The following is a 20,010-nucleotide window of genomic DNA, read 5'->3' as shown; positions in this document are numbered from 1 at the left end:
TGAGGGCCTGTTTCATCCCGATCGACGTTCCCCCTCGGACGGGCAGGATCAGGTCGCCCGGAAGGGGCCGTCGGCGACTCCGACTGATCCTGGAACAGGCCGGTTTGAACGTTCCGGCCCCGTCGACCCCGACTGTCCGGCGTTCGTCCATCCCGGGCCTTGGATCCTTCTGAGACCCGCTTCCCGACACGATCCGCCCGCCAGGCCAGCCCGGCCCCGCTCGGTTCGATCCCCATCGCCTGCTTGGGCCGGTACCAAGAGCCCTCCCCCGCGATGGGGACCTGTTCAGTATGGCGAGGTTCTCGATACGCCAGGGTTGGTGACGCTGATTTTTCGCAGGGCGTTGGGATCGTTGGGGTTCTTCGCGGCGCTGACGGGGATGGACGGCGCTCGATCCCCGCGCCGTGTCTGTTCCGCCCCCTCTAAGCCGCCGCGATGATCGCCAGGAAGTCCGCCGCCTTCAGCGAGGCGCCGCCGACCAGGGCGCCGCCGACCTCGGGGGTCGCCAGGATCTCGCGGGCGTTGTCGGGCTTCACCGAGCCGCCGTAGAGGATGGGCACGGTCGCGCCGTGGTCGCCGAACCGCTCGACCAGCACCGCGCGCAGCGCCTGGTGGACGTGCTCGATGTCGGCCGGGGTCGGCGTGCGGCCGGTTCCGATGGCCCAGACCGGCTCGTAGGCCACCGAGAAGGCCTGACCGGCCAGGCTGGAGGGCAGCGAACCGCGGGCCATGCCGGTGACCACCGCCTCGGCCTGGCCCGCGTCGCGCTGGGCCAGGGTCTCGCCAAAGCAGATGATCGGCTCCAGGCCGGCGGCCAGGGCGGCCTCGACCTTGGCCGACACCAGGGCGTCGCTCTCGCCATGGGCGGCGCGCCGCTCGGAGTGGCCGAGAATCACCAGCTGGGCGCCGGCGTCGACCAGCATCGCGGCCGAGATGTCGCCGGTGTGCGGCCCCGAGGCGGCCGGGTGGCAGTCCTGGCCGCCGACGATCACCGCTTCGCCGGCCATGGCCTGGGCCATCCGGTGCAGCAGGGTTGCCCCCGGACAGATGGCGACGCGGGCGGCGGGCGGCTTCTCCGACAGCGCCGCCGCCACCGCGCGGGCCTCGTCGAGCGAGGCTTCAAGGCCGAACATCTTCCAATTTCCGGCGATCAGCGGCCGGGGCGTGGTCAGCGAAAGGGTCATGCGCCCGGTTTGGGAACCCAGGCGGGTTGGAAGTCAAGACCGCTTCAGCCCCCTCCGCCGCTTGCCCGGCCCCCCGTGGCTCTACTATACCCGCAGCTCGCGTCCGTTCCGCGTCCTGCGTGGAATCCGCGCGAATTTCGAGGAAGGTTTCTCCCAGTCATGCTCGCCGGCTTCCGCTCCTTCGCCAAATCGCCGTTCGCGGTGGTCCTGTTTGGTCTGCTCATCGTCAGCTTCGCGGTGTTCGGCATCAGCGACGTGTTCCGCCATCCCCCCGGCAAGTGGGTGATCGCGGCCGGTTCGCGGAACATGACGCCGGAGGACTTCAAGGCGCAGTTCGAGAACTACCGCAAGCGCGAGCAGGCCCAGGGTCAGACGATCACGCCGGACCTCGCCGTCCAGCAGGGCATCGACCGCAAGATGCTGACCCAGCTGGCGCTGCAGGAATCCCTGGCCGAGCTGGTCCGCAAGCTCGGCGTGCGCCCGTCCGACAAGCTGGTGGGCGACACCCTGCGCGAGCAGCTGGCCGGCCTGCCTCCGGGCCAGCGCCCGTTCGATCCGATCACCGGCAAGTTCGACGCGACGATGTACCAGCGCCTGCTGGCCCAGAACGACCTGACCCCGGCCCGCTACGAGGCCTCGCTGCGCGACGACATCGCCCAGACCCATCTGTTCAGCGCCGTCGCCGCCGGTCTGCGCGCCCCGCGCATCTATTCGGCCCTGCAGGCCGCCTACGGCCTGGAAGGCCGCGACCTGGCCGCCTTCGCGATCAATCCCGCGACCGTCGAAAAGCCGGGCCTCCCGACCGACGCCCAGCTCCAGGCCTACATGAAGGAGCACGCCGCCCAGCTGACCCTGCCCGAGACCCGGATCCTGTCGGTGGCCCGCTTCAGCGCCAAGGCCTTGGAAAACACGGTGACCGTGCCCGAGGCCGACATCGTCAAGACCTACAATTTCCGCAAGGACACCCTGGGCACGGCCGAGACCCGCTCGTTCGTCCAGATCGTCGCCCCCGACGCCAAGACCGCCGCGGTGATCGCCCAGCGCCTGGCCAAGGGCGACCAGCCGGCCATCGTCGCCAGCGCCTATGGCAAGCAGCCGGTGATGATCAACGCCAAGCCGAAGTCCGCCCTGCCCGACCGCAAGGTGGCCGACGCGGTGTTCGCCCTGGCGGCGGGCCAGGTCAGCGCGCCGATCAACGGCGACCTCGGCGTCTCGGTGGTCAAGCTCCTCGGGATCAACCCGGCCGCCATGCCCAGCCTGGAATCCCAGCGCCCGGCCATCGAGGCCGAGCTGAAGGCCCAGGCCGCCCAGGCCAAGGCCTACGAACAGACCCAGACCTATCAGGACGCCCATGACGGCGGCGCCAGCCTGATCGACGCGGCGACCAAGGCCGGCGCTCCGGTGTGGACCAGCTCGCCGATCGCCGCCTCGGGCGTCGACCGCAACGGCCAGCCGATCCCCGGCCTGACCCCCGACGCCCTGAAGACCGCCTTCGAACTGCCCGCGGGCGGCGAGAGCGAACTGATCGAGGCCGGCAAGGGCGAATATTTCGCCGTCCGCGTCGAGAAGGTCATTCCGTCGGCCATGCCGCCGCTGGCCGAGATCCGCGAGCCCCTGGCCCAGCGCTGGATGCTGGAGACTCTGCTCGAGCGCATGAAGACCAAGGCCGACGCGCTGGCCGCGCGGGTCAAGAAGGGCGAGTCGCTGGAGGCGGTCGCCGCCTCGGCCCAGACCCAGGTGCAGCGCGTTCCCAACATCAGCCGTCAGAACGCCCGCCAGTTCCAGGGCCTGGGCCGCGACCTGCTGACGGGCACGTTCGGCGCCAAGCCGGGCGCGCCGTTCGTGTCGCGCGGTCCGCAGGGCGGCTACCTAGTGGCCGTGGTCGAGAAGGTCCACCCCGGTTCGCCCGACCAGATGGCCCAGATCACCGAGGCGATGCGTCCGCAGACCTCGCAGGGCCTGTTCCGCGACGTCGGTCAGGCCGCCCAGGACGCCGCCAAGATCCAGCTGAAAACCAAGGTCAACCTGACCCTGGCCCGCCAGGCGATCGGCGTCGACACCAGCACGCTGCCCGCCGAGGACGGCAAGGCGCCGGCCAAGGGCAAGGGCAAGGCTCAATGAGCCTGGAGCCCGGTCTCGACGCCTTCGCCGCCGTCTACGAGTCCGGCCGCCCGCAGGTGGTCTGGACCCGGCTGATCGACGATCTGGAGACCCCGGTCTCGGCCTATCTGAAGATCGGCCATGGCCGGCCCTACGCCTTCCTGTTCGAAAGCGTCGAGGGCGGCGCCTGGCGCGGGCGCTATTCGATCGTGGCGATGAAGCCCGATCTGGTCTGGCGCTGTCGCGGCGACCAGGCCGAGATCGCCGAGGGCGACGACATCGCCGCCGGCCGCTTCACGCCCCAGGCGGGCGGCGCGCTGGACAGCCTGCGCGACCTGATCGCCCGCTCGCGGATCGAGATGCCCGCCGGCCTGCCGCCGCCCTCGGCCGGCGTGTTCGGGGCCCTGGGCTACGACATGGTCCGCCTGGCCGAGCGCCTGCCGGACATCAACACCGACACGCTGGGCCTGCCGGACGGGATCATGACCCGGCCGTCGATCGTGGCGGTCTTCGATGCCATCGCCCAGGAGATCATCCTGGTCACCACCGCCCGCCCGCAAGCGGGGGTGTCGGCCGCCGACGCCTACGCCGCCGCCCAGGGCCGGATCGAGACGGTGATGGCCGACCTGCGCGCCCCGCTGACCCAGTCGGCTCCGCGCCAGAGCCATGGCCAGGCCGAGTTCACCACCCCGGTCAGCCGCGAGGACTACGCGGTCGTGGTCGAGAAGGCCAAGGAGTACATCCGGGCCGGCGACATCTTCCAGGTGGTGCCCAGCCACCGCTTCCGCGCGCCGTTCCCGCTGGAGCCGTTCGCCCTCTACCGCTCGCTGCGGCGGACCAACCCGTCGCCGTTCCTGTATTTCCTGGACCTGGACGGCTTCAACCTGGTCGGCTCCAGCCCCGAGATCCTGGTCCGCCTGCGCGACGGCAAGATCACCATCCGCCCGATCGCCGGCACCCGGCCGCGCGGCGCCACGCCCGAGCAGGACCTGGCGCTGGAGAAGGAGCTGCTGGCCGATCCCAAGGAGCGGTCCGAGCACCTGATGCTGCTGGACCTGGGCCGCAACGACGTGGGCCGCGTGGCGATGCTCAAGCACGCCGGCAGCAACGATCCGGCCACCAAGGGCAAGCACGCCAACGTCCGCGTCACCGACAGCTTCAAGATCGAGCGCTACAGCCACGTGATGCACATCGTCTCCAACGTCGAGGGCGACGCGCCCGAGGGCGTGGACCCGGTCGACGTGCTGATGGCCGCCCTGCCCGCCGGCACGCTGTCCGGCGCGCCCAAGGTGCGGGCCATGGAGATCATCGACGAGCTGGAGATCGAGAAGCGCGGCGTCGGCTACGCCGGGGCGGTCGGCTATATCGGCGCCGACGGCTCGGTCGACACCTGCATCGTGCTGCGCACGGCCCTGGTCAAGGACGGCATGATGTACGTCCAGGCCGGCGGCGGGATCGTCGCCGACAGCGATCCCGACGCGGAATACGACGAGACCCTGCACAAGTCCCGCGCCCTGAAGCGCGCGGCCGAAGAGGCTTGGCGGTTCGCCTAAGGGGGGGCGGTTCGCCTAGGGCTGGGCCCCGTCCAGGCGGTCGGACGGCAGGTGCTGCACGACCGCCGGCGGGGCGATGACCATCACGACGGCGAAGGTCACCGCGCTGACCGCGGCGAAGGCGGCGGCCGCCAGGACCGGCCCCATCCTCTGCCGGCGCATCGGCTTGCGCAGCAGGGCCCGGGCATAGGCGATCGCGGCGGAATCGAGGGCGGAATCAGCGGGGTTCATGGCGCGAGCATGCCCCAGCCCCGGGCTTAAGCAATGCGACGCTTTCGCGCTGCCCGGCCCGCTAAGCCCCTCGCCAGAAAAACTTGGCGCGAAAGCGCTCACCTTTTTGATGAAACCGGCTAGAAGGCTGAACCTGGAAAGGCGGCGTCATGATCCTGGTCATCGATAACTACGACAGCTTCACCTACAACCTCGTCCACTATCTGAACGAGCTGGGGGCCGACACCGTCGTGCATCGCAACGACGACCTGTCGGTGCAGGAGGCCCTGGGCCTTCGCCCGCAGGCGGTGCTGCTGTCGCCGGGTCCCAAGGCCCCCGACCAAGCCGGCATCTGCCTGCCGTTGCTGCGCGGCGCGCCGGACGACCTGGCGATCCTGGGCGTGTGCCTGGGCCACCAGGCCATCGGCCAGGCCTATGGCGGCGACGTGATCCGCGCCAAGGAAGTGATGCACGGCAAGACCAGCAAGATCTTCCACAACGACCAGGGCGTGTTCAAAGGCCTGCCCAACCCGTTCATCGCCACGCGCTATCACAGCCTGGCGGTCGACAAGGCCACGCTGCCCGACGACCTGGAGATCACCGCCTGGACCGAGGACGGCGAGATCATGGGCGTGCAGCACAAGACCCGTCCGGTCTACGGCGTGCAGTTCCACCCCGAGTCCATCGCCACCGAGGGCGGCCACCAGCTGCTGGCCAATTTCCTGGACCTGGCCAAGGTCCAGCGCGACGCGGCGATCTGGGTCTAGGCGATGTCGGACGCCTTCAAACCCCTGCTGGCCAAGCTGGCCGACGGCCAGACCCTCGACGAGGACGACGCCGAGATCTTCTTCGCCGCCTGCCTGCGCGGCGAGCCCAGCCCGGCCCAGGTGGCCGCGGCGGTCACCGCCATGCGCCTGCGCGGCGAGACGGTGGGCGAGATCACCGCCTGCGCCCGGGCCATGCGGCGCGCCGCCATCCACCTGGAGCACCCCTATGACGTCATCGACGTCTGCGGGACCGGCGGCGACGGCCTGCACACCCTGAACATCTCCACCGCCGTGGGCTTCGTCGCGGCTGGGGGCGGCCTCAAGGTGGCCAAGCACGGCAACCGGGCGATCACCAGCAAGTCGGGCACCGCCGACGTCCTGGCCGCCCTGGGCGTCAATATCGACGCCAGCCTGGCCCAGCAGCGTCACGCGCTGGACACCGCCGGCATCTGCTTCCTGTTCGCCCAGGCGCACCACGGGGCGATGAAGCACGTCTCGCCGATCCGCCAGCAGCTGGGCTTCCGCACCATCTTCAACCTGCTGGGCCCGCTGACCAATCCGGCCGGCGCCAAGCGCCAGGTCGTGGGCGTCTCGGCCCACCGCTTCGTCGAGCCCGTTGCCAAGGCCCTGGGCGCTCTGGGCGCCGAGCGCGCCTGGTCGGTGCACGGGGCCGGCATGGACGAGCTGACCACCACCGGCGAGACCGAGGTCGCCGAGTGGCGCGACGGGGCCCTGCGCCTGTTCACGATCACCCCCGAGGCCGTGGGCCTGCCGCGCGCCGCCCTGGCCGACATCACCGGCGGCGACCCCGCCTTCAACGCCGCCGCCCTGACCGCCCTGCTGGACGGCCAGAAAGGCGCCTATCGCGACATCGTCATGCTCAACGCCGCCGCCGCCTTCCTGGTGGCCGACAAGGTCGAGACCCTGCGCGAAGGCGTCGAGCTGGCCGGCGCGGTGCTGGACGACGGCCGCGCCCGGGCCGCCCTCGCCGGGCTGGTGGCCGCCACCAACAGCGAAGTAGTACCCGCCGCATGACCGACATCCTCGCCAAGATCGCCGCCTACAAGCGCGAGGACGTGGCCGACCGGAAACGCCGCCGGTCCTTCGCCCAGGTCGACGCCGCGGCCAAGTCGGCCAACGGCCCGCGCGGCTTCAAGGCCGCCCTGGAGGCCGCCCATGGCCCCGGCAGGCTGGCCCTGATCGCCGAGATCAAGAAGGCCTCGCCGTCCAAGGGTCTGATCCGCGCCGACTTCGACCCGCCGGCCCTGGCCCGGGCCTACGCCGCCGGCGGCGCGGCCTGCCTGTCGGTGCTCACGGACGGCCCCAGCTTCCAGGGCGCCGACGGCTACCTGATCGACGCCCGCGCGGCGGTCGCCCTGCCCTGCATCCGCAAGGATTTCCTGGTCGATCCCTGGCAGGTGGCCGAGAGCCGCGCCCTGGGCGCCGACGCCATCCTGGTGATCCTGGCGATGGTCGACGACGCCCTGGCCGCCGACCTGATGGCCGAGGCCGCCCGCCTGGGCATGGACGCCCTGGTCGAGGTGCACGACGAGGCCGAGATGGCCCGGGCCGGCGCGCTGGGCGCGACCCTGGTGGGCATCAACAACCGCGACCTCAAGAGCTTCGTGGTCGATCTGGCCGTCACCGAACGCCTGGCCGCCCAGGCCCCCGAGGACGCCCTGCTGGTCACCGAAAGCGGCCTGTTCGTCGCCGCCGACGCGGTGCGGATGGAGGCGGCCGGCGCCAAGGCCATGCTGGTCGGCGAAAGCCTGATGCGCCAGGTCGACGTGGCGGCGGCGACGCGGGCGCTGCTGGGCTAGGGCGCTCGAAACGCCCGAGGCGCGGCGGTCGAAACGCGCGGATCGAAAACGGGCGCGGCGCCTACCCTGCTGGACAGGCGTCGTCGGCCCGCGCTTCGGTCAGCGCCACGTCCGACACCGTGATCGCCAGGGCCGAGGCGGTCTCCAGCCTGACGACCTTGACCGCCTCCGCCGCCGCCCCGAAGCAGCGCAACGGCACGCGCAGGGTTCGCCAGCCCCCGACCGGGCCGCTCAGGGCCGCCCCAATCGGCAGCGTCACCGGCTTGTCGCCGCCCGCGCTCAGCCAGACCGGACCGGCCGGCGGCGTATCGATCCGCAGCTCGAAGGTCAGGGCCATGGCGCCGTTGGCTTCGCGCGACAGGTCCAGGGGGGTCGGCCGGGTCAAGGACAGCCAGGCCTTCTCGCCGCCCGACCAGCGCGCCGACCAGGCGTCCTCCTGCCGGCGGCGGTCGACCTTGCGCAGGACGAGGCCCTCGGCGCCGTAGGTCGCCACCCGCGCCGCCACGGCCGCGATCGTCGGAGCCTGGGCGTCGCCGATGCTGACCGCGAAGCCGTTGGCTCCGGCGCCGTCGCGGAAGAACACCCCGCGCGGGCCAGTCTCTATCGCGACCTCGGCCTCGGGCAACGGGCCGACCGCGTGGGGCGCGGCGTAGGTCAGGCCGTAGCCGAAGGCAAACTGCGGATCATAGGCCTTCTGGCCGACGTTCAAGGGCGTCTGGTCCGGCCGCTTGGGCCACGAGAACGACAACTTGCCGGTGAAGTCGTGGCGCGGCTTGCCGTCCGGGCCGGCGATCAGCACGTCGGCCACGCCCTGCCCCTCCGAGCCCGGCAGCCAGGCGGCGACGAAGGCGTCGGCGGCGTTGATCTGAGGGTTCAGATAGAGCGGCCGGCCGGAAATCAACACCGCCACGGTCGGCACCCCCGCCGCCTTCAGCCGCTTGAGCAAGGCCAGGCTTTCGGCCGATCCGGCGTGCAGGGCGACGTCGGCCTGGTCGCCCTGGAACTCGGCATAGGGGTTCTCGCCGAACACCACGATCGCCGCGTCGGGCTTGGCGTCATAGGCGCCGTCGGGACTGAGCAAGGCCGTCCCGCCGCCCGCCTTCACCGCCGCTTCGATCCCGCCCCAGATCGAGGTCGCGCCCGGGAAGTCCGCGTTGACGTTGTCGTTGCCCTGCCACGACAGCGTCCAGCCGCCGGTCTGCTTCATGATGCTGTCGGCCCCGTCGCCGGCCACCAGGATGCGCTTGCGCGGATCGAGCGGCAGCACGCCGCCGTCGTTCTTCAGCAGCACCAGCGACTTACGCACCGCCTCGCGGGCCACGGCCCGATGTTCGGGCGCGCCCAGCAGGGCCTCGTCGCCGGCATGGGGCCGGGCCGACGGCTTGGGCTGGTCGAACACCCCGGCCCGCAGCTTGACCCGCAGCACCCGCCGCACGGCGTCATCCAGCCGCGCCATCGGGATGGTCCCGTCGTTCACCTCGCGGACCATCGCGGCGTAGAGCGCCTTCCAGTCCTCGGGCACGTTGAAGACGTCGATCCCCGCGTTGAAGGCCGTCGGGCAATCGCCCTTGGTGCAGCCGGGGATCTGGCCGTGGGCGTTCCAGTCGCCGATGATCAGGCCGTCGAAGCCGATGCGGTCCTTCAGAACCCCGGTCATCAGGTCCTTGTTGGCGTGCATCTTGACGCCATGCCAGCTGGAGAACGAGGCCATCACCGCCTGGACGCCGCCGTCCACCGCCGCCGGATAGCCTGCCCCGTGCACGTCGCGCAGCGTCGCCTCGTCGGCCAGGTTGTCGCCCTGGTCGCGCCCGCCGTCAGTGCCGCCGTCGCCCAGGAAATGCTTGGCGGTCGAGATCACGTGGTCCTTGTCGAGAAAGCTTGCCCCCTCCCCCTGCAGTCCGCGGACCATGGCGGCGGCGTAGGCGGCGACGATCTTCGGGTCTTCCGAGTAGCTCTCATAGGTGCGGCCCCAGCGGTCGTCCTGCACCACGGCCAGGGTCGGGGCGAACGACCAGTCCATGCCCAGCGCCCGCACCTCCTGCGCCGTGGCCGCGCCGATCCGGCGGACGAGGTCGGGATCGCGCGCCGCGCCCAGGCCGATATTGTGCGGGAAGAGCGTGGCCCGATAGACGTTGTTGTGGCCGTGCACGGCGTCGGACGCCCACATCATCGGGATGCGCACGCCGCCGTTGGCCGGATCGACCGACGCGTCGTAATAGCCGTCGATCATCTTCAGCCAGTCGCCGACCGAGGCGTGCTTGTTCCCGCCGGGCACCGAGCCCCCGCCGTTCTCGATGCTGCCGATATGGTAGCGGCGCACGTCGTCGGGGACGATCGACTTCATCTCCGGCTGCAGGGTCTGGCCGACCTTCTCCTCGACGCTCATCTTCGCGAGCATCGCGTCGATCCGCGCCTCCATGGCCGGATCCCGGCGGACCGGACTGTGAGCCTGGGGCCAGAGGTCGGGATGGACGACCGGCGCCGGGGCGGCGGCGAACGCCGGCGCGGCCAGAGATCCGGCCAGGGCCAGGCTTAGAATGGCGGTCTTCAGCATCGCGTTTCGTCCCCGCCCGACCTCTGCGGGTCCCGGCGAGACGAGCCTAGCGCAATGACGACAACGCTGTCATTTCAAATTCGGCAAAGTCGAGGATCACCACCTCGATTCGAAAGGGTCGCCGGAATCCGATCGCGGCCGTCTGGGACGAGTCTGTATTTCCTGAGAAATTAAGCCGCCCGTCCGACGAACACCGTTAACTTGACATCAACGAAGAACACCTAGAGAACATTCACAGAGGTTTGCGGTTTGTTCCGCGACGACTGGCGAGGCCGGACATGCTTACGCGCAAGCAGCACGAGCTGCTGATGTTCATCCACGAGCGGATCAAGGAGAGCGGCGTCTCTCCCTCCTTCGACGAGATGAAGGAGGCGCTGGACCTGGCGTCCAAGTCGGGCATCCATCGGCTGATCACGGCGCTGGAAGAGCGCGGCTTCATCCGCCGCCTGGCCCACCGGGCCCGGGCGCTGGAGGTGGTCAAGCTGCCGCAGCAGGCCACGGCGGCCGCGCCGCCCAAGGGTCGAGGAACCTTCAAGCCCCAGGTGCTGGAAGGCGGCGGCCAGCCGCCGTCGTCGCCTCAGCCCCAGATCGCCGCCGACAACACCCGCGAGCTGCCGATCCTGGGCCGCATCGCCGCCGGCACCCCGATCGACGCCATCCAGCACGAACGCGAGCGCCTGCCGGTGCCCGAGACCATGCTGGGGGCCGGCGAGCATTATGTGCTGGAGGTGCAGGGCGACTCGATGATCGAGGCCGGCATTCTCGACGGCGACTATGTGATCATCAAGAAGGGCGACACGGCCAACAGCGGCGAGATCGTCGTGGCCCTGGTCGGCGAGGAAGCCACCCTCAAGCGCCTGCGCAAGAAGGGCGGCTCGATCGCCCTGGAGGCCGCCAACCCCAAGTACGAGACCCGCATCTTCGGTCCCGACCAGGTCGAGGTGCAGGGCAAGCTGGTGGGGCTGATCCGGCGGTATCACTAACCGCTGGGCCGATCTCGACGCTCCGGCGCGGTCAAGCTAGGCTTCCGATCTTGAGTTGAGCCTGGAGCGTTCGATGATCCTGCCCTTGACCCTGATGCTTCAGGCGGCTTTGGCGACGACGGAAACATCCACCGGTCAGCCCGCCCTGACTCTACGCGACGTCGGCGTACACACTGGCGGGCAGTCCTTCGATCTCTACTATCCCGAACGGGCCCAGCGCCTGGGAGTTTCGGGGCAAGCGGCCGCCCGTTGCCAGATCGCCGCCGAGGGTCTGTTGCGCAATTGCGTCGCCCTTTCCGCCGCGCCGACCGATCAAGGCTTTGACGAGGCCGCGACCAAGCTGCTGGAGCACGCCAAGGTCGACGCGACCACCCATGGCGGCGAGCCCAGCGTCGGGCGGACCTTGACCGTCACGGTCCGGTTCAAGAGCCGCCGCTCGATCTATAGCGTCAGACTGGAATAGCTCAGGTCGGCATCCCCGCCGGCCGGTTCTCGGCATATTGCGGCACGTTCAGAGGCGGCAGCCAGGGCTCGCGCCGCTTCACCCAGACCTCGTACTGCGGCGTGAACTGGCCGACCTCGTCCAGTCCGCCCAGGTGGATCTCGATCTCGCCGTCGCGCTCGCCTTCCGCCGTCCAGAACAGCGGCGAGCCGCAGACCGCGCAGCCGTGGATCAGGCCGTGCTCGGCGCCGGTCCAGACCGTCGGCTGGCCCTCGATCCGCACCTTGTCGCTCCGGAACGCCGCGAAGGCGTTGAACGGCGCGCCGTGGCGCTTGCGGCAGGTCAGGCAGTGGCACAGCCCCACCCGCAGCGGCCCGCCCTCCGCCACGTATCGCACCGCCCCGCAGGCGCAGCCGCCTTGCCGTTCCATGGTCGTCTCCATCCGTCGCCTGGCCCTTAACGCCCGACCGCGCTTTGGGCCTCAGAATGCCAGCCGGCCCTTCAGTTCGCCGAACGGGACCATCACGTGCTCGCGATAGGCCGAACGGTCCCGCAGTCGATCGTACCAGCCCTCCAGGCGCGGCAAGGCCGGGCGGTCGATCTCGAGCTCGAAGTAGCGATAGAGATGGGTCCCGATGGCGATGTCGGCCAGGGACAGGGTTTCGCCGACGACAAACGGGCGATCGGCCAGCCGGGCGTCGACCCGGGTCAGGCAGCGGGCGGTCTGGTCCAGGGCCCTGGCCACGGCGGCCTCGTCGCGCTGGGCCGCCGGCGTGCGGTAGCCGCCCCAGAACACGCCGCCCAGAAAGGCCGGCTGCAGCGCCGTCTGCGCCCAGTCCATCCAGCCGTCGACCGGCGCGCGGGCGGTCGGGTCGGCGGGCCAGAACCGGTCCGCCCCACGGGTCGCCGCCAGATAGCGCAGGATGGCGTGCGACTCCCAGACCACGGTCCCGCCGTCCGCGATCACCGGAACCTTGCCGTGCGGGTTCATCGCCCGGAACGCCGGATCGTCCAGCCCGCCGAAATCGCCGCCGGCCGGGACATGCTCGTGCGGCAGGCCCAGCTCGCCGACCAGCCACAACACCTTCTGGACATTGGCCGAACTACGCCGGCCCCAGATCTTCAGCATGCCTATCGCCCCGGAACGCCGGTCCAGGGCCGGACGCCCCGCAGCGGTTGGGCCCAGACGATCCACCACTCGCCGCCCCGGCGATAGAGCTCGGCCGCCCCGCCCACGGCGAAATCGTCGGCGTCGAGCACGACGCGGTCGCGGCAGGCCGGCGGGACGGGCGGCGCGGCGCCGCGCAGCACGACGATCTCGGCCTGGGCGCACATGGCCGCCAGGTCAGCCGCGTCCGGCGCGGTCTTGCTCCACGACAGGGCCAGGGCGACGGGCGCCTCGGCGGCTGGGGCGCAGGACCGCCGGCCGCAAGCGTAGAGCGGGCTGGGCGCGGCGCTCTCGGGCACGGCCAGACCCCGGCGGCGGCCCCAAAGCTCGGCCCCGAAGCGGCGGGCGTCCGGACGCAGCAGCACCGCCGCGCGGCCCTGGCGCACCGCCGCCGTGGCGCCGTCGGGGGCGATCCAGACGTCGGGCGGGGCCGGGCGCGGCCACAGGGCCACCGCCAGGGCCAGGGGCGCGCCCAGCCAGCGCAAGCGGCCTCGCCACAGGCACAGCAGCATCAGGCCGACGAAGGCCAGGGCCAGGGTGAACGGCGGGCCGCTGGCCACCACCCGCTGGGCTCCGCCGGCCCCCGCGAAGCCGTCGGCGATCCACATCATCGCCCCGATGCCCCAGCCGGCCACGGTCAGGAAGGGGCCGCCCAGGCCGAAAGGCTCCAGGGCCGCGCCGATCGCCAGGAACGGCATGATCACGAACGACGACAGCGGCGCGACCGCCAGATTGGCCGGCAGGCCCCAGACGGCCACGCGGTTGAAGTGCTGCATGGCGAACGGCCCGGTGGCCATGCCCGCCACGAAACTGGCCCCTATGCTGACCGCCAGCCAACCGCTGACCGCCTGGAAGGTCCGGATCGGCCAGGGCACGGAGATCTCGCGCACCGGACGCGGCCAGGCCTCGGCCAGGGCCACCAGGGCGGCGGTGGCTGCGAACGACATCTGGAAACCCGGCGCGCCCGCCGATTCCGGCTGGACCGCGAGGATGATCAGCGCCGCCACGGCCAGGCCGTGCAGGGTGATGGCCTGGCGGTCGAACAGGATGGCGGCGAAGGCCACGGTGGCGGTGATCGCCGCCCGCAGGGCCGGCGGCGGCGCGCCCGAGATCACCAGATAGGTCCCGATCGCGGCCAGGCCCGCCAGGGCCGCGACCTTCTTGCCCGGAACCCGCAGCGCCGCCCACGGCCAGGCGGCGATCAGCAGGCGCACCAGGCCGAACGCGAACCCGCCGACGATGGCCATGTGCAGGCCCGAGATCGACAGGATGTGCGCCAGGCCCGAGGCGCGCATGGCGTCGGTCTGTTCCTGGGTGATCCAGGCCTCGTGGCCGGTGACCATGGCCGCGGCGATCCCGCCGCGTTCGACGCCCATGTCGTCGACGATGCGGCTGGCCAGCCGCCAGCGGAAGGCGTTGACGGCCATGGCCGCGCGCAGCCGCCAGGGCGGCGGGTCCAGCGTCGCGGGCGCCGACTCGCCGATCGCGAAACCCACCGCGCCCACGCCGTGGAACCAGGCGTCGCGGGCGAAGTCGTAGGCGCCCGGGGCGGCCGGCGGCGGCGGCGGCCCCAGCATCGCCCGCAGGCGGACCGCCTGGCCGGGCGCGGGAATGTCGTCCGCCTCGACGGTCACCCGCACCCGCTTGGGCGTGTCCTCCGGCGCCAGCCGGCTGATCTGGACCGGCGCGATCAGCAGGCGCGGCCCGCCCGCGCCGGGGCTGACCACGTCGACCACGAAGCCGTCGATCGTCATCACCGTTCGCTCGCCCGCCAGGATCGGCGCGGCGACCGCGTGTGAGCGGACCTTTCCCGCCAGGGCGCCCGCCGCCAGGAACGCCGCCAGCACCAGGAAAACCGACAGACCCGCGCCCGAGCCTTGGGTCGATCGCCGCCCGGCCAGGCTCGCCAGGATCGCCAGTCCGGCCGCCAGCCCGACCAGCAGCGCCCAGGACGGTTCGGCCTTCAGTTCCAGATAACCGGCCGCGCCCAGGCCGAACGCCACGGGCGACCACAGCATCCAGCGCTCGCGATTGGCGTCGATCTCGCCGATCAGCGAAGCTGTTACCGCTCCCAGGCTAGGAACCGCGCGAAGACGCGTGCTAAGACGCCCCGCCCAGCCGCCAACGGAATTATCCGGTGTCGCGGTCCTAGCCGCTCCAGCGGCCTCCAGTCCGTCAGCCTTGATCTCGATGACCCAATCCCCCGCCTCGACGACGCCCCAAAACCCGAAGGGCGGCGTCGTCACCCGCTTCGCCCCGTCGCCGACCGGCTTCCTGCACATCGGCGGCGCGCGCACGGCGCTGTTCAATTGGTTATATGCACGCCATACGGGTGGGAAGTTCCTTGTTCGCGTCGAGGACACCGATCGCGAGCGCTCGACCGAGGCGGCCGTCGCCGCGATCTTCGAGGGCCTGGACTGGCTGGGCATGAAGTCCGACGCCGAGGTGGTCTTCCAGTACAGCCGCGCCGACCGCCACCGCGCCGCCGTCCAGGATCTGCTGGAGGCCGGCCGCGCCTATCGCTGCTGGATGACCGTCGAGGAACTGGACGCCGCCCGCGAGAAGGCCCGCGCCGAGGGCAAGGCCATCCGCTCGCCCTGGCGCGACGCCCCGCCGCCGAGCGATCCCGCCCTGCCCCACGTGATCCGCTTCAAGGGTCCGCTGGAAGGCGAGACCGTGGTCGACGACATGGTCAAGGGCCCGGTGACCTTCCGCAACATCGAGCTGGACGACCTGGTCCTGCTGCGCAACGACGGCGCGCCGACCTACAACCTGGCCGTGGTGGTCGACGACCACGACATGGGCGTGACCAACATCATCCGCGGCGACGACCACCTGAACAACGCCGCCCGCCAGACCCTGATCTATCAGGCGTTCGGCTGGGAAGTGCCGGCCATGGCCCACATCCCGCTGATCCACGGCCCCGACGGCGCCAAGCTGTCCAAGCGCCACGGCGCCCAGGCCGTCGGCGAGTTCGCCGACATGGGCTACCTGCCCGAGGGCCTGCGCAACTACCTGGCCCGCCTGGGCTGGGGCCACGGCGACGACGAGGTGTTCAGCGACGCCCAGGCGATCGAATGGTTCGACGTCCGCGACGTCGTCAAGGCCCCCGCGCGCCTGGACTGGGCCAAGCTGAACTTCATCAACAGCCAGCACCTGCACGTGGCCGAGGACGGCCGCCTGGCCGACCTGACCCTGAAGGCGCTGCAGGCCCAGGGCGCGTCCCTGCCGGACGACGCCGCCGCGCGCCTGCTGGCCACCGTCCCGCAGGTCAAGGTCGGCGCCAAGACCATCCTGGAGTTGGCCGAACACTGCGCTTTCGCCCTGAAGGCGCGGCCGCTGGCCCTGGAGGAGAAGACCCTTAAGCAACTGACCGGCGAGACCGTGGAACGGCTGACCCGCCTGCGCGCTCAGCTGGGCGCGGCCCCGGCCTGGGGCGTGTCGGAGCTGGAGATCCTGTTGAAATCCTTCGCGGAATCCGAAGGCGTGGGCTTCGGCAAGTTCGGTCCGTCGCTGCGCGGAATCCTGACCGGCGGCTCCCAGGCGCCGGACCTGAACAAGATCATGGCCGCGCTCGGCCGCGAGGAGTCTCTGGGGCGACTTGACGACGCCCTGGCGTCCGCGCATGAGGCGCTATAACGCAACCGCGAAATCGAAAACTGGACCGACCGTTCCACTATTGAAGGGGTCTCTCGCATGACCGACAAAGCCACGCTGACGATCGGCGACAAGAACTACGACCTGCCGATCCTCAAGGGCAGCACCGGTCCGGACGTGCTCGACGTGCGGAAGCTCTATGCCGACTCCGACCACTTCACCTTCGATCCGGGCTTCACCTCGACGGCGTCGTGCGAAAGCAAGATCACCTATATCGACGGCGACGCCGGCATTTTGCTGCACCGCGGCTATCCGATCGACCAGCTGGCCGAGAAGTCCTCGTTCCTGGAAGTCTGCCACCTGCTGCTGAACGGCGAACTGCCGACGGCCGACGAATTCGCCAAGTTCGAACGCAACATCACCTATCACACGATGCTGCACGCCCAGTTCGACAGCTTCTTCCAGGGCTTCCGCCGCGACGCCCACCCGATGGCTGTGATGACGGGCGCGGTCGGCGCCCTGTCGGCCTTCTACGCCGACAGCCTGAACGTCGATGATCCCAAGCAACGCGAGATCAGCGCCCATCGCCTGATCGCCAAGATGCCGACCATCGCCGCGCGCGCCTTCCAGTACTCGCAGGGCCGTCCGTTCGTGACGCCTCGCAACGAGCTCAGCTATTCGGAAAACTTCCTGCGCATGTGCTTCTCGGTGCCGGCCGAGGACTGGACTCCCAACCCCGTCCTGACCCGCGCCATGGACCGAATCTTCATCCTGCACGCCGACCACGAGCAGAACGCCTCGACCTCGACCGTCCGTCTGGCCGGTTCGTCGGGCGCCCACCCGTTCGCCTGCATCGCCGCCGGCATCGCCTGCCTCTGGGGTCCGTCGCACGGCGGCGCCAACCAGGAAGCCCTGGAGATGCTGGAAGAGATCGGCACGGTCGAGAACATCCCCGCCTTCGTGCAGGGCGTGAAGGACAAGAAGTACAAGCTGATGGGCTTCGGCCACCGCGTGTACAAGAACTTCGACCCGCGCGCCAAGGTCATGCAGAAGACCTGCTACGAGGTGCTGGAGCAGCTGGGCATCAACGACCCGTTGCTGCACGTGGCCATGGAGCTGGAAAAGGTCGCCCTCAGCGATCCCTACTTCATTGACCGCAAGCTCTATCCGAACATCGACTTCTATTCGGGCATCACCCTGCGGGCGATGGGCTTCCCGACCAACATGTTCACCGTGCTGTTCGCCCTGGCCCGCACCGTCGGCTGGATCAGCCAGTGGAAGGAAATGTTCGAGGATCCCTCGCGCAAGATCGGCCGCCCGCGCCAGCTCTATACGGGCGCCACGCAACGCGACTACACCCCGGTCGACAAGCGCGGCTAAGCGCCGCGAGATCGCAGGAACTGGAAAAGGCCTCGCGAAAGCGGGGCCTTTTTCTTTACCGCCGCTTGCCCGCCTAGTTCTGGGCGCTGCGCAGGATGAAGCCCAGGATCTCGGCGACGGCGACGTACAGCGCCTCGGGGATCTCCTCGTCGAGCTCGATGGTCGACAGGGCCTGGGCCAGGGCCGGATTCTCCTCGATCGGCACGCCGTGCTCGCGGGCGGTCTCGATGATCTTGTCACCCACCCAGCCGCGGCCGGTGGCGACCACGCGCGGCGCGTTGGGCTCGTCGTAGCGCAAGGCTACGGCGATGCGGGGGCCGGCGGAGCGGACCGGGCCGGTCATGTCGCCCCTCTCATGTGGCTTGATCCAGGAACTGGCCGGGCGCGGCGGCCGGGGCGCGCGGCTGGCCGGTGTGGAAGGCGATCTCGGGCTCCAGCGCCGCCTCGCGCAGGGCGCTGCCCAGCCGGTCCTCTCCCGTCCGCAGGCGGGCCATGGCGGCCGGGCGCTCGGCCCACAACGAGACGCGGGCCCGGTCGCCGGTCAGGGCCACCTGGGCGTGAACGGGCCCCATGGGCTCGACGTCCAGCGAGAAGCGGGCGCGCCAGGTGCGGCCCATCGCGCGGCCGCCCTCCCCGCCCGAACCGCCGCCGTCGCGGCTGATCTCGAACTGGGCGGCGGCGGGACCCTGAGGCGTCATGAACGGCATGTCGAACACCCAACGCTGACCGTGATCCTCCACGGGGCGGCCAGCGGCCGACGGCTCTGGGAGCGAAGCGATCTGCAGCAGTTCGGTGCGGGCCAGGGCCGCGCCGGTCTCGGCCAGCAGGCGCTGGGCGACGGCGTGAGGCCCCGCCCCGGTCGGCAGGCCCGGCTGGGCGGCCGCCTGGGCGTGGGTCGGGGCCCCGGCATAGGGCGGCGGGGTCTGGGATGGCGGCGCCGGGGCGGCCTCGGGTCCGCCATAGGCCATGGCCGCCGAGGCCGCGCGCGGCATGGCCAGGAGCGTCGGTGGAAAGTCCTCGGCCACGATCGCGCCGAAGGCCGGCAGAGGCGGCGGCTGCGGCGGGGCTGGGGCGGGACGGACGGCTTGCCAAGGCGCGTTGACGTTCGGCCAGCCGGTCGCGGGCTTGGCGAACGGGGGCGCGGGCGCGCCCTCGTCGCTCGGCGGCGGGGCCTGGGCTGGCGTCTCCGGATCGGAGGCCTGGCCGACGGAGGGGGGCGACGCGGTCGCGCCGGTCGGGGCCCGAGGCGCGCCGCGATCGGCCGGCTGGGCCGAAAAGGCCGCCGCCGTGGCGGCCGCGCTTGGCGCGGCGCCCGGCACGATATCAGGCGCGGTTTTGAACGCGGTGTTGGGCGCCGCGTTGGGCGTCCCGCCGGGCGTGGGGCCGACCTGGGCCGAGGTCAGCGGCATGGTGTCGACCCAGGTCTTGACCACCTCGCGGAACACCAGCAGGGCCGCCTTCATGTCGCTGTTGGGCGTCGGGGTCGGGACCGCCCGGGGCGGCGCGGTCAGGGTGCCCGTCTGCTGACGCTGGGTCTGGACGCCGGACGCCAGGCGGGCCTCCAGGAACAGGCCGGAGCGCTGCAGGGCCTGGCGGATCTCCGAACCCTTGATCTGGCCGTCCATGCGCGTGCTCAGCGCCATCACCTGGGCGATGGCCGCCTTGACCTGGGTCGGGGTGTCGGGCTCGGCGGCCGCCTGGGCCATGTCCGCCATCAGCGGCGCCAGGCCGGCCTGGCGACCGGCGGCACGACCGGCCGCCGCCGCGACGGCGCGGGCGGAGGTCTCGGCCGGGGTTTCGGGACCGGCCGCGAGGGCCTTGGCCTCGGCGGCCTTGGCCCGGCTGACCTCGCCCTCGCCCACGGCGTCCTTGGCCAGATTGGCCAGGTCTCCCTGGGACTGGGAATGGGACTGGTCGATCATCGCGCCCAGGGTCTCGACCGTCTGGATGACGGCGATCCGGGCAAGCGCGTCGGCCGCCTGGTCGGCCCGGTTCACGGGAGCGGACGGCGTCAGGGACGACAAAGGGGCGATCGAGAAGATCGGCACGCCAGGTCTCCAGCCGGCGACGAGAGGATCGCCGAGGACTCCAACCTAGCGGAGAGCCGTGAAGCGGGTCTTAAAGGCTTGCTTAACGCCCCGGGCCTGACAGTGCGGAGGTTGATTTGGAGTTCAGGCTTGACGCGCGCCGCCCCTTCCTTGGCCTGGACGGACATCACGGCGCATCGGCGCCGTGACCTGAAGACCATTTTT

17 protein-coding genes are annotated in these 20,010 nt (G+C 71.0%); 9 read left to right on the top strand and 8 right to left on the bottom strand.

Going from position 1 to position 20,010, the window contains the following annotated elements:
- Window positions 1–422: 422 nt before the first annotated feature.
- On the bottom strand, window positions 423–1,184 hold the full coding sequence (gene tpiA, locus ASD21_RS22295; RefSeq protein WP_056446793.1) for a triose-phosphate isomerase: 762 nt from the start codon (window positions 1,182–1,184) through the stop codon (window positions 423–425).
- Window positions 1,185–1,343: 159 nt separating this feature from the next.
- Between tpiA and ASD21_RS22290 the strand changes: the two genes are divergently transcribed.
- Window positions 1,344–3,305 carry a peptidylprolyl isomerase gene (locus ASD21_RS22290; RefSeq protein WP_056446789.1) on the top strand — a complete coding sequence of 654 codons (1,962 nt, stop codon included), beginning with the start codon at window positions 1,344–1,346 and terminating at the stop codon, window positions 3,303–3,305.
- The gene (gene trpE / locus ASD21_RS22285; protein WP_056446786.1) at window positions 3,302–4,837 is read left to right on the top strand and encodes an anthranilate synthase component I; all 1,536 of its coding nucleotides are present in this window, start codon (window positions 3,302–3,304) and stop codon (window positions 4,835–4,837) included. Before ASD21_RS22290 ends, trpE begins: the two co-directional genes overlap by 4 nt.
- A 15-nt stretch (window positions 4,838–4,852) precedes the next feature.
- Here the strand turns inward: trpE and ASD21_RS24320 are convergent, their stop codons facing one another.
- Window positions 4,853–5,068 (bottom strand): hypothetical protein, encoded by a 216-nt coding sequence (locus ASD21_RS24320; RefSeq protein WP_056446782.1) that lies wholly within the window; start codon window positions 5,066–5,068, stop codon window positions 4,853–4,855.
- 149 nt (window positions 5,069–5,217) lie between these two features.
- Here ASD21_RS24320 and ASD21_RS22275 point away from each other — a divergent pair, with 149 nt between their 5' ends.
- Genes ASD21_RS22275 through trpC form a run of 3 tightly spaced genes read left to right on the top strand, consistent with a single transcriptional unit; the run spans window position 5,218 to window position 7,634 of the window.
- Window positions 5,218–5,814, top strand: a complete 597-nt coding sequence (locus tag ASD21_RS22275) for an anthranilate synthase component II (RefSeq protein WP_056446779.1) — start codon at window positions 5,218–5,220, stop codon at window positions 5,812–5,814.
- A gap of 3 nt (window positions 5,815–5,817) precedes the next feature.
- Entirely contained in the window at window positions 5,818–6,849 is a 1,032-nt protein-coding gene (gene trpD, locus ASD21_RS22270) for an anthranilate phosphoribosyltransferase (protein WP_056446777.1), read from the top strand.
- Window positions 6,846–7,634 carry an indole-3-glycerol phosphate synthase TrpC gene (gene trpC / locus ASD21_RS22265; protein WP_056446773.1) on the top strand — a complete coding sequence of 263 codons (789 nt, stop codon included), beginning with the start codon at window positions 6,846–6,848 and terminating at the stop codon, window positions 7,632–7,634. The genes trpD and trpC overlap by 4 nt, the downstream gene beginning before the upstream one ends.
- A 61-nt stretch (window positions 7,635–7,695) precedes the next feature.
- Here the strand turns inward: trpC and ASD21_RS22260 are convergent, their stop codons facing one another.
- Window positions 7,696–10,188 carry a glycoside hydrolase family 3 protein gene (locus ASD21_RS22260; protein WP_056446770.1) on the bottom strand — a complete coding sequence of 831 codons (2,493 nt, stop codon included), beginning with the start codon at window positions 10,186–10,188 and terminating at the stop codon, window positions 7,696–7,698.
- Between the two features lie 278 nt (window positions 10,189–10,466).
- Between ASD21_RS22260 and lexA the strand changes: the two genes are divergently transcribed.
- Both lexA and ASD21_RS22250 read left to right on the top strand, forming a co-directional pair.
- The gene (lexA, locus tag ASD21_RS22255; protein ID WP_056446767.1) at window positions 10,467–11,171 is read left to right on the top strand and encodes a transcriptional repressor LexA; all 705 of its coding nucleotides are present in this window, start codon (window positions 10,467–10,469) and stop codon (window positions 11,169–11,171) included.
- Between the two features lie 73 nt (window positions 11,172–11,244).
- Window positions 11,245–11,634: a TonB family protein gene (locus ASD21_RS22250; RefSeq protein WP_156398466.1), complete on the top strand. Its 390-nt coding sequence runs from the start codon at window positions 11,245–11,247 to the stop codon at window positions 11,632–11,634.
- Between the two features lies 1 nt (window position 11,635).
- Here ASD21_RS22250 and ASD21_RS22245 read toward each other — a convergent pair whose 3' ends face one another.
- From ASD21_RS22245 to ASD21_RS22235, 3 genes are read right to left on the bottom strand one after another with little or no spacing between them, the layout of a single operon-like run.
- Entirely contained in the window at window positions 11,636–12,043 is a 408-nt protein-coding gene (locus ASD21_RS22245; protein ID WP_056446845.1) for a GFA family protein, read from the bottom strand.
- Window positions 12,044–12,094: 51 nt separating this feature from the next.
- On the bottom strand, window positions 12,095–12,742 hold the full coding sequence (locus ASD21_RS22240; protein WP_056446761.1) for a glutathione S-transferase family protein: 648 nt from the start codon (window positions 12,740–12,742) through the stop codon (window positions 12,095–12,097).
- A gap of 2 nt (window positions 12,743–12,744) precedes the next feature.
- Entirely contained in the window at window positions 12,745–14,799 is a 2,055-nt protein-coding gene (locus tag ASD21_RS22235; RefSeq protein ID WP_200941469.1) for a ComEC/Rec2 family competence protein, read from the bottom strand.
- 172 nt (window positions 14,800–14,971) lie between these two features.
- Between ASD21_RS22235 and gltX the strand changes: the two genes are divergently transcribed.
- Both gltX and gltA read left to right on the top strand, forming a co-directional pair.
- Window positions 14,972–16,420 (top strand): glutamate--tRNA ligase, encoded by a 1,449-nt coding sequence (gene gltX, locus ASD21_RS22230; protein ID WP_056446759.1) that lies wholly within the window; start codon window positions 14,972–14,974, stop codon window positions 16,418–16,420.
- A 57-nt stretch (window positions 16,421–16,477) separates the two neighbouring features.
- Window positions 16,478–17,758, top strand: coding sequence for a citrate synthase (gene gltA, locus ASD21_RS22225; protein ID WP_056446756.1), 1,281 nt, complete (start codon window positions 16,478–16,480; stop codon window positions 17,756–17,758).
- 73 nt (window positions 17,759–17,831) lie between these two features.
- Here gltA and ASD21_RS22220 read toward each other — a convergent pair whose 3' ends face one another.
- Together ASD21_RS22220 and fliK are read right to left on the bottom strand one after the other, a co-directional pair.
- Window positions 17,832–18,101: an EscU/YscU/HrcU family type III secretion system export apparatus switch protein gene (locus ASD21_RS22220; RefSeq protein WP_056446753.1), complete on the bottom strand. Its 270-nt coding sequence runs from the start codon at window positions 18,099–18,101 to the stop codon at window positions 17,832–17,834.
- A 10-nt stretch (window positions 18,102–18,111) separates the two neighbouring features.
- Window positions 18,112–19,806: a flagellar hook-length control protein FliK gene (gene fliK / locus ASD21_RS22215; protein WP_056446750.1), complete on the bottom strand. Its 1,695-nt coding sequence runs from the start codon at window positions 19,804–19,806 to the stop codon at window positions 18,112–18,114.
- Window positions 19,807–20,010 lie beyond the last annotated feature (204 nt).

This window comes from Caulobacter sp. Root1455, assembly GCF_001426905.1.
Classification (GTDB): domain Bacteria; phylum Pseudomonadota; class Alphaproteobacteria; order Caulobacterales; family Caulobacteraceae; genus Caulobacter.
The sequence above is the reverse complement of the archived record's forward strand: the minus strand, read 5'-3'. Positions and strand labels throughout refer to the sequence as shown.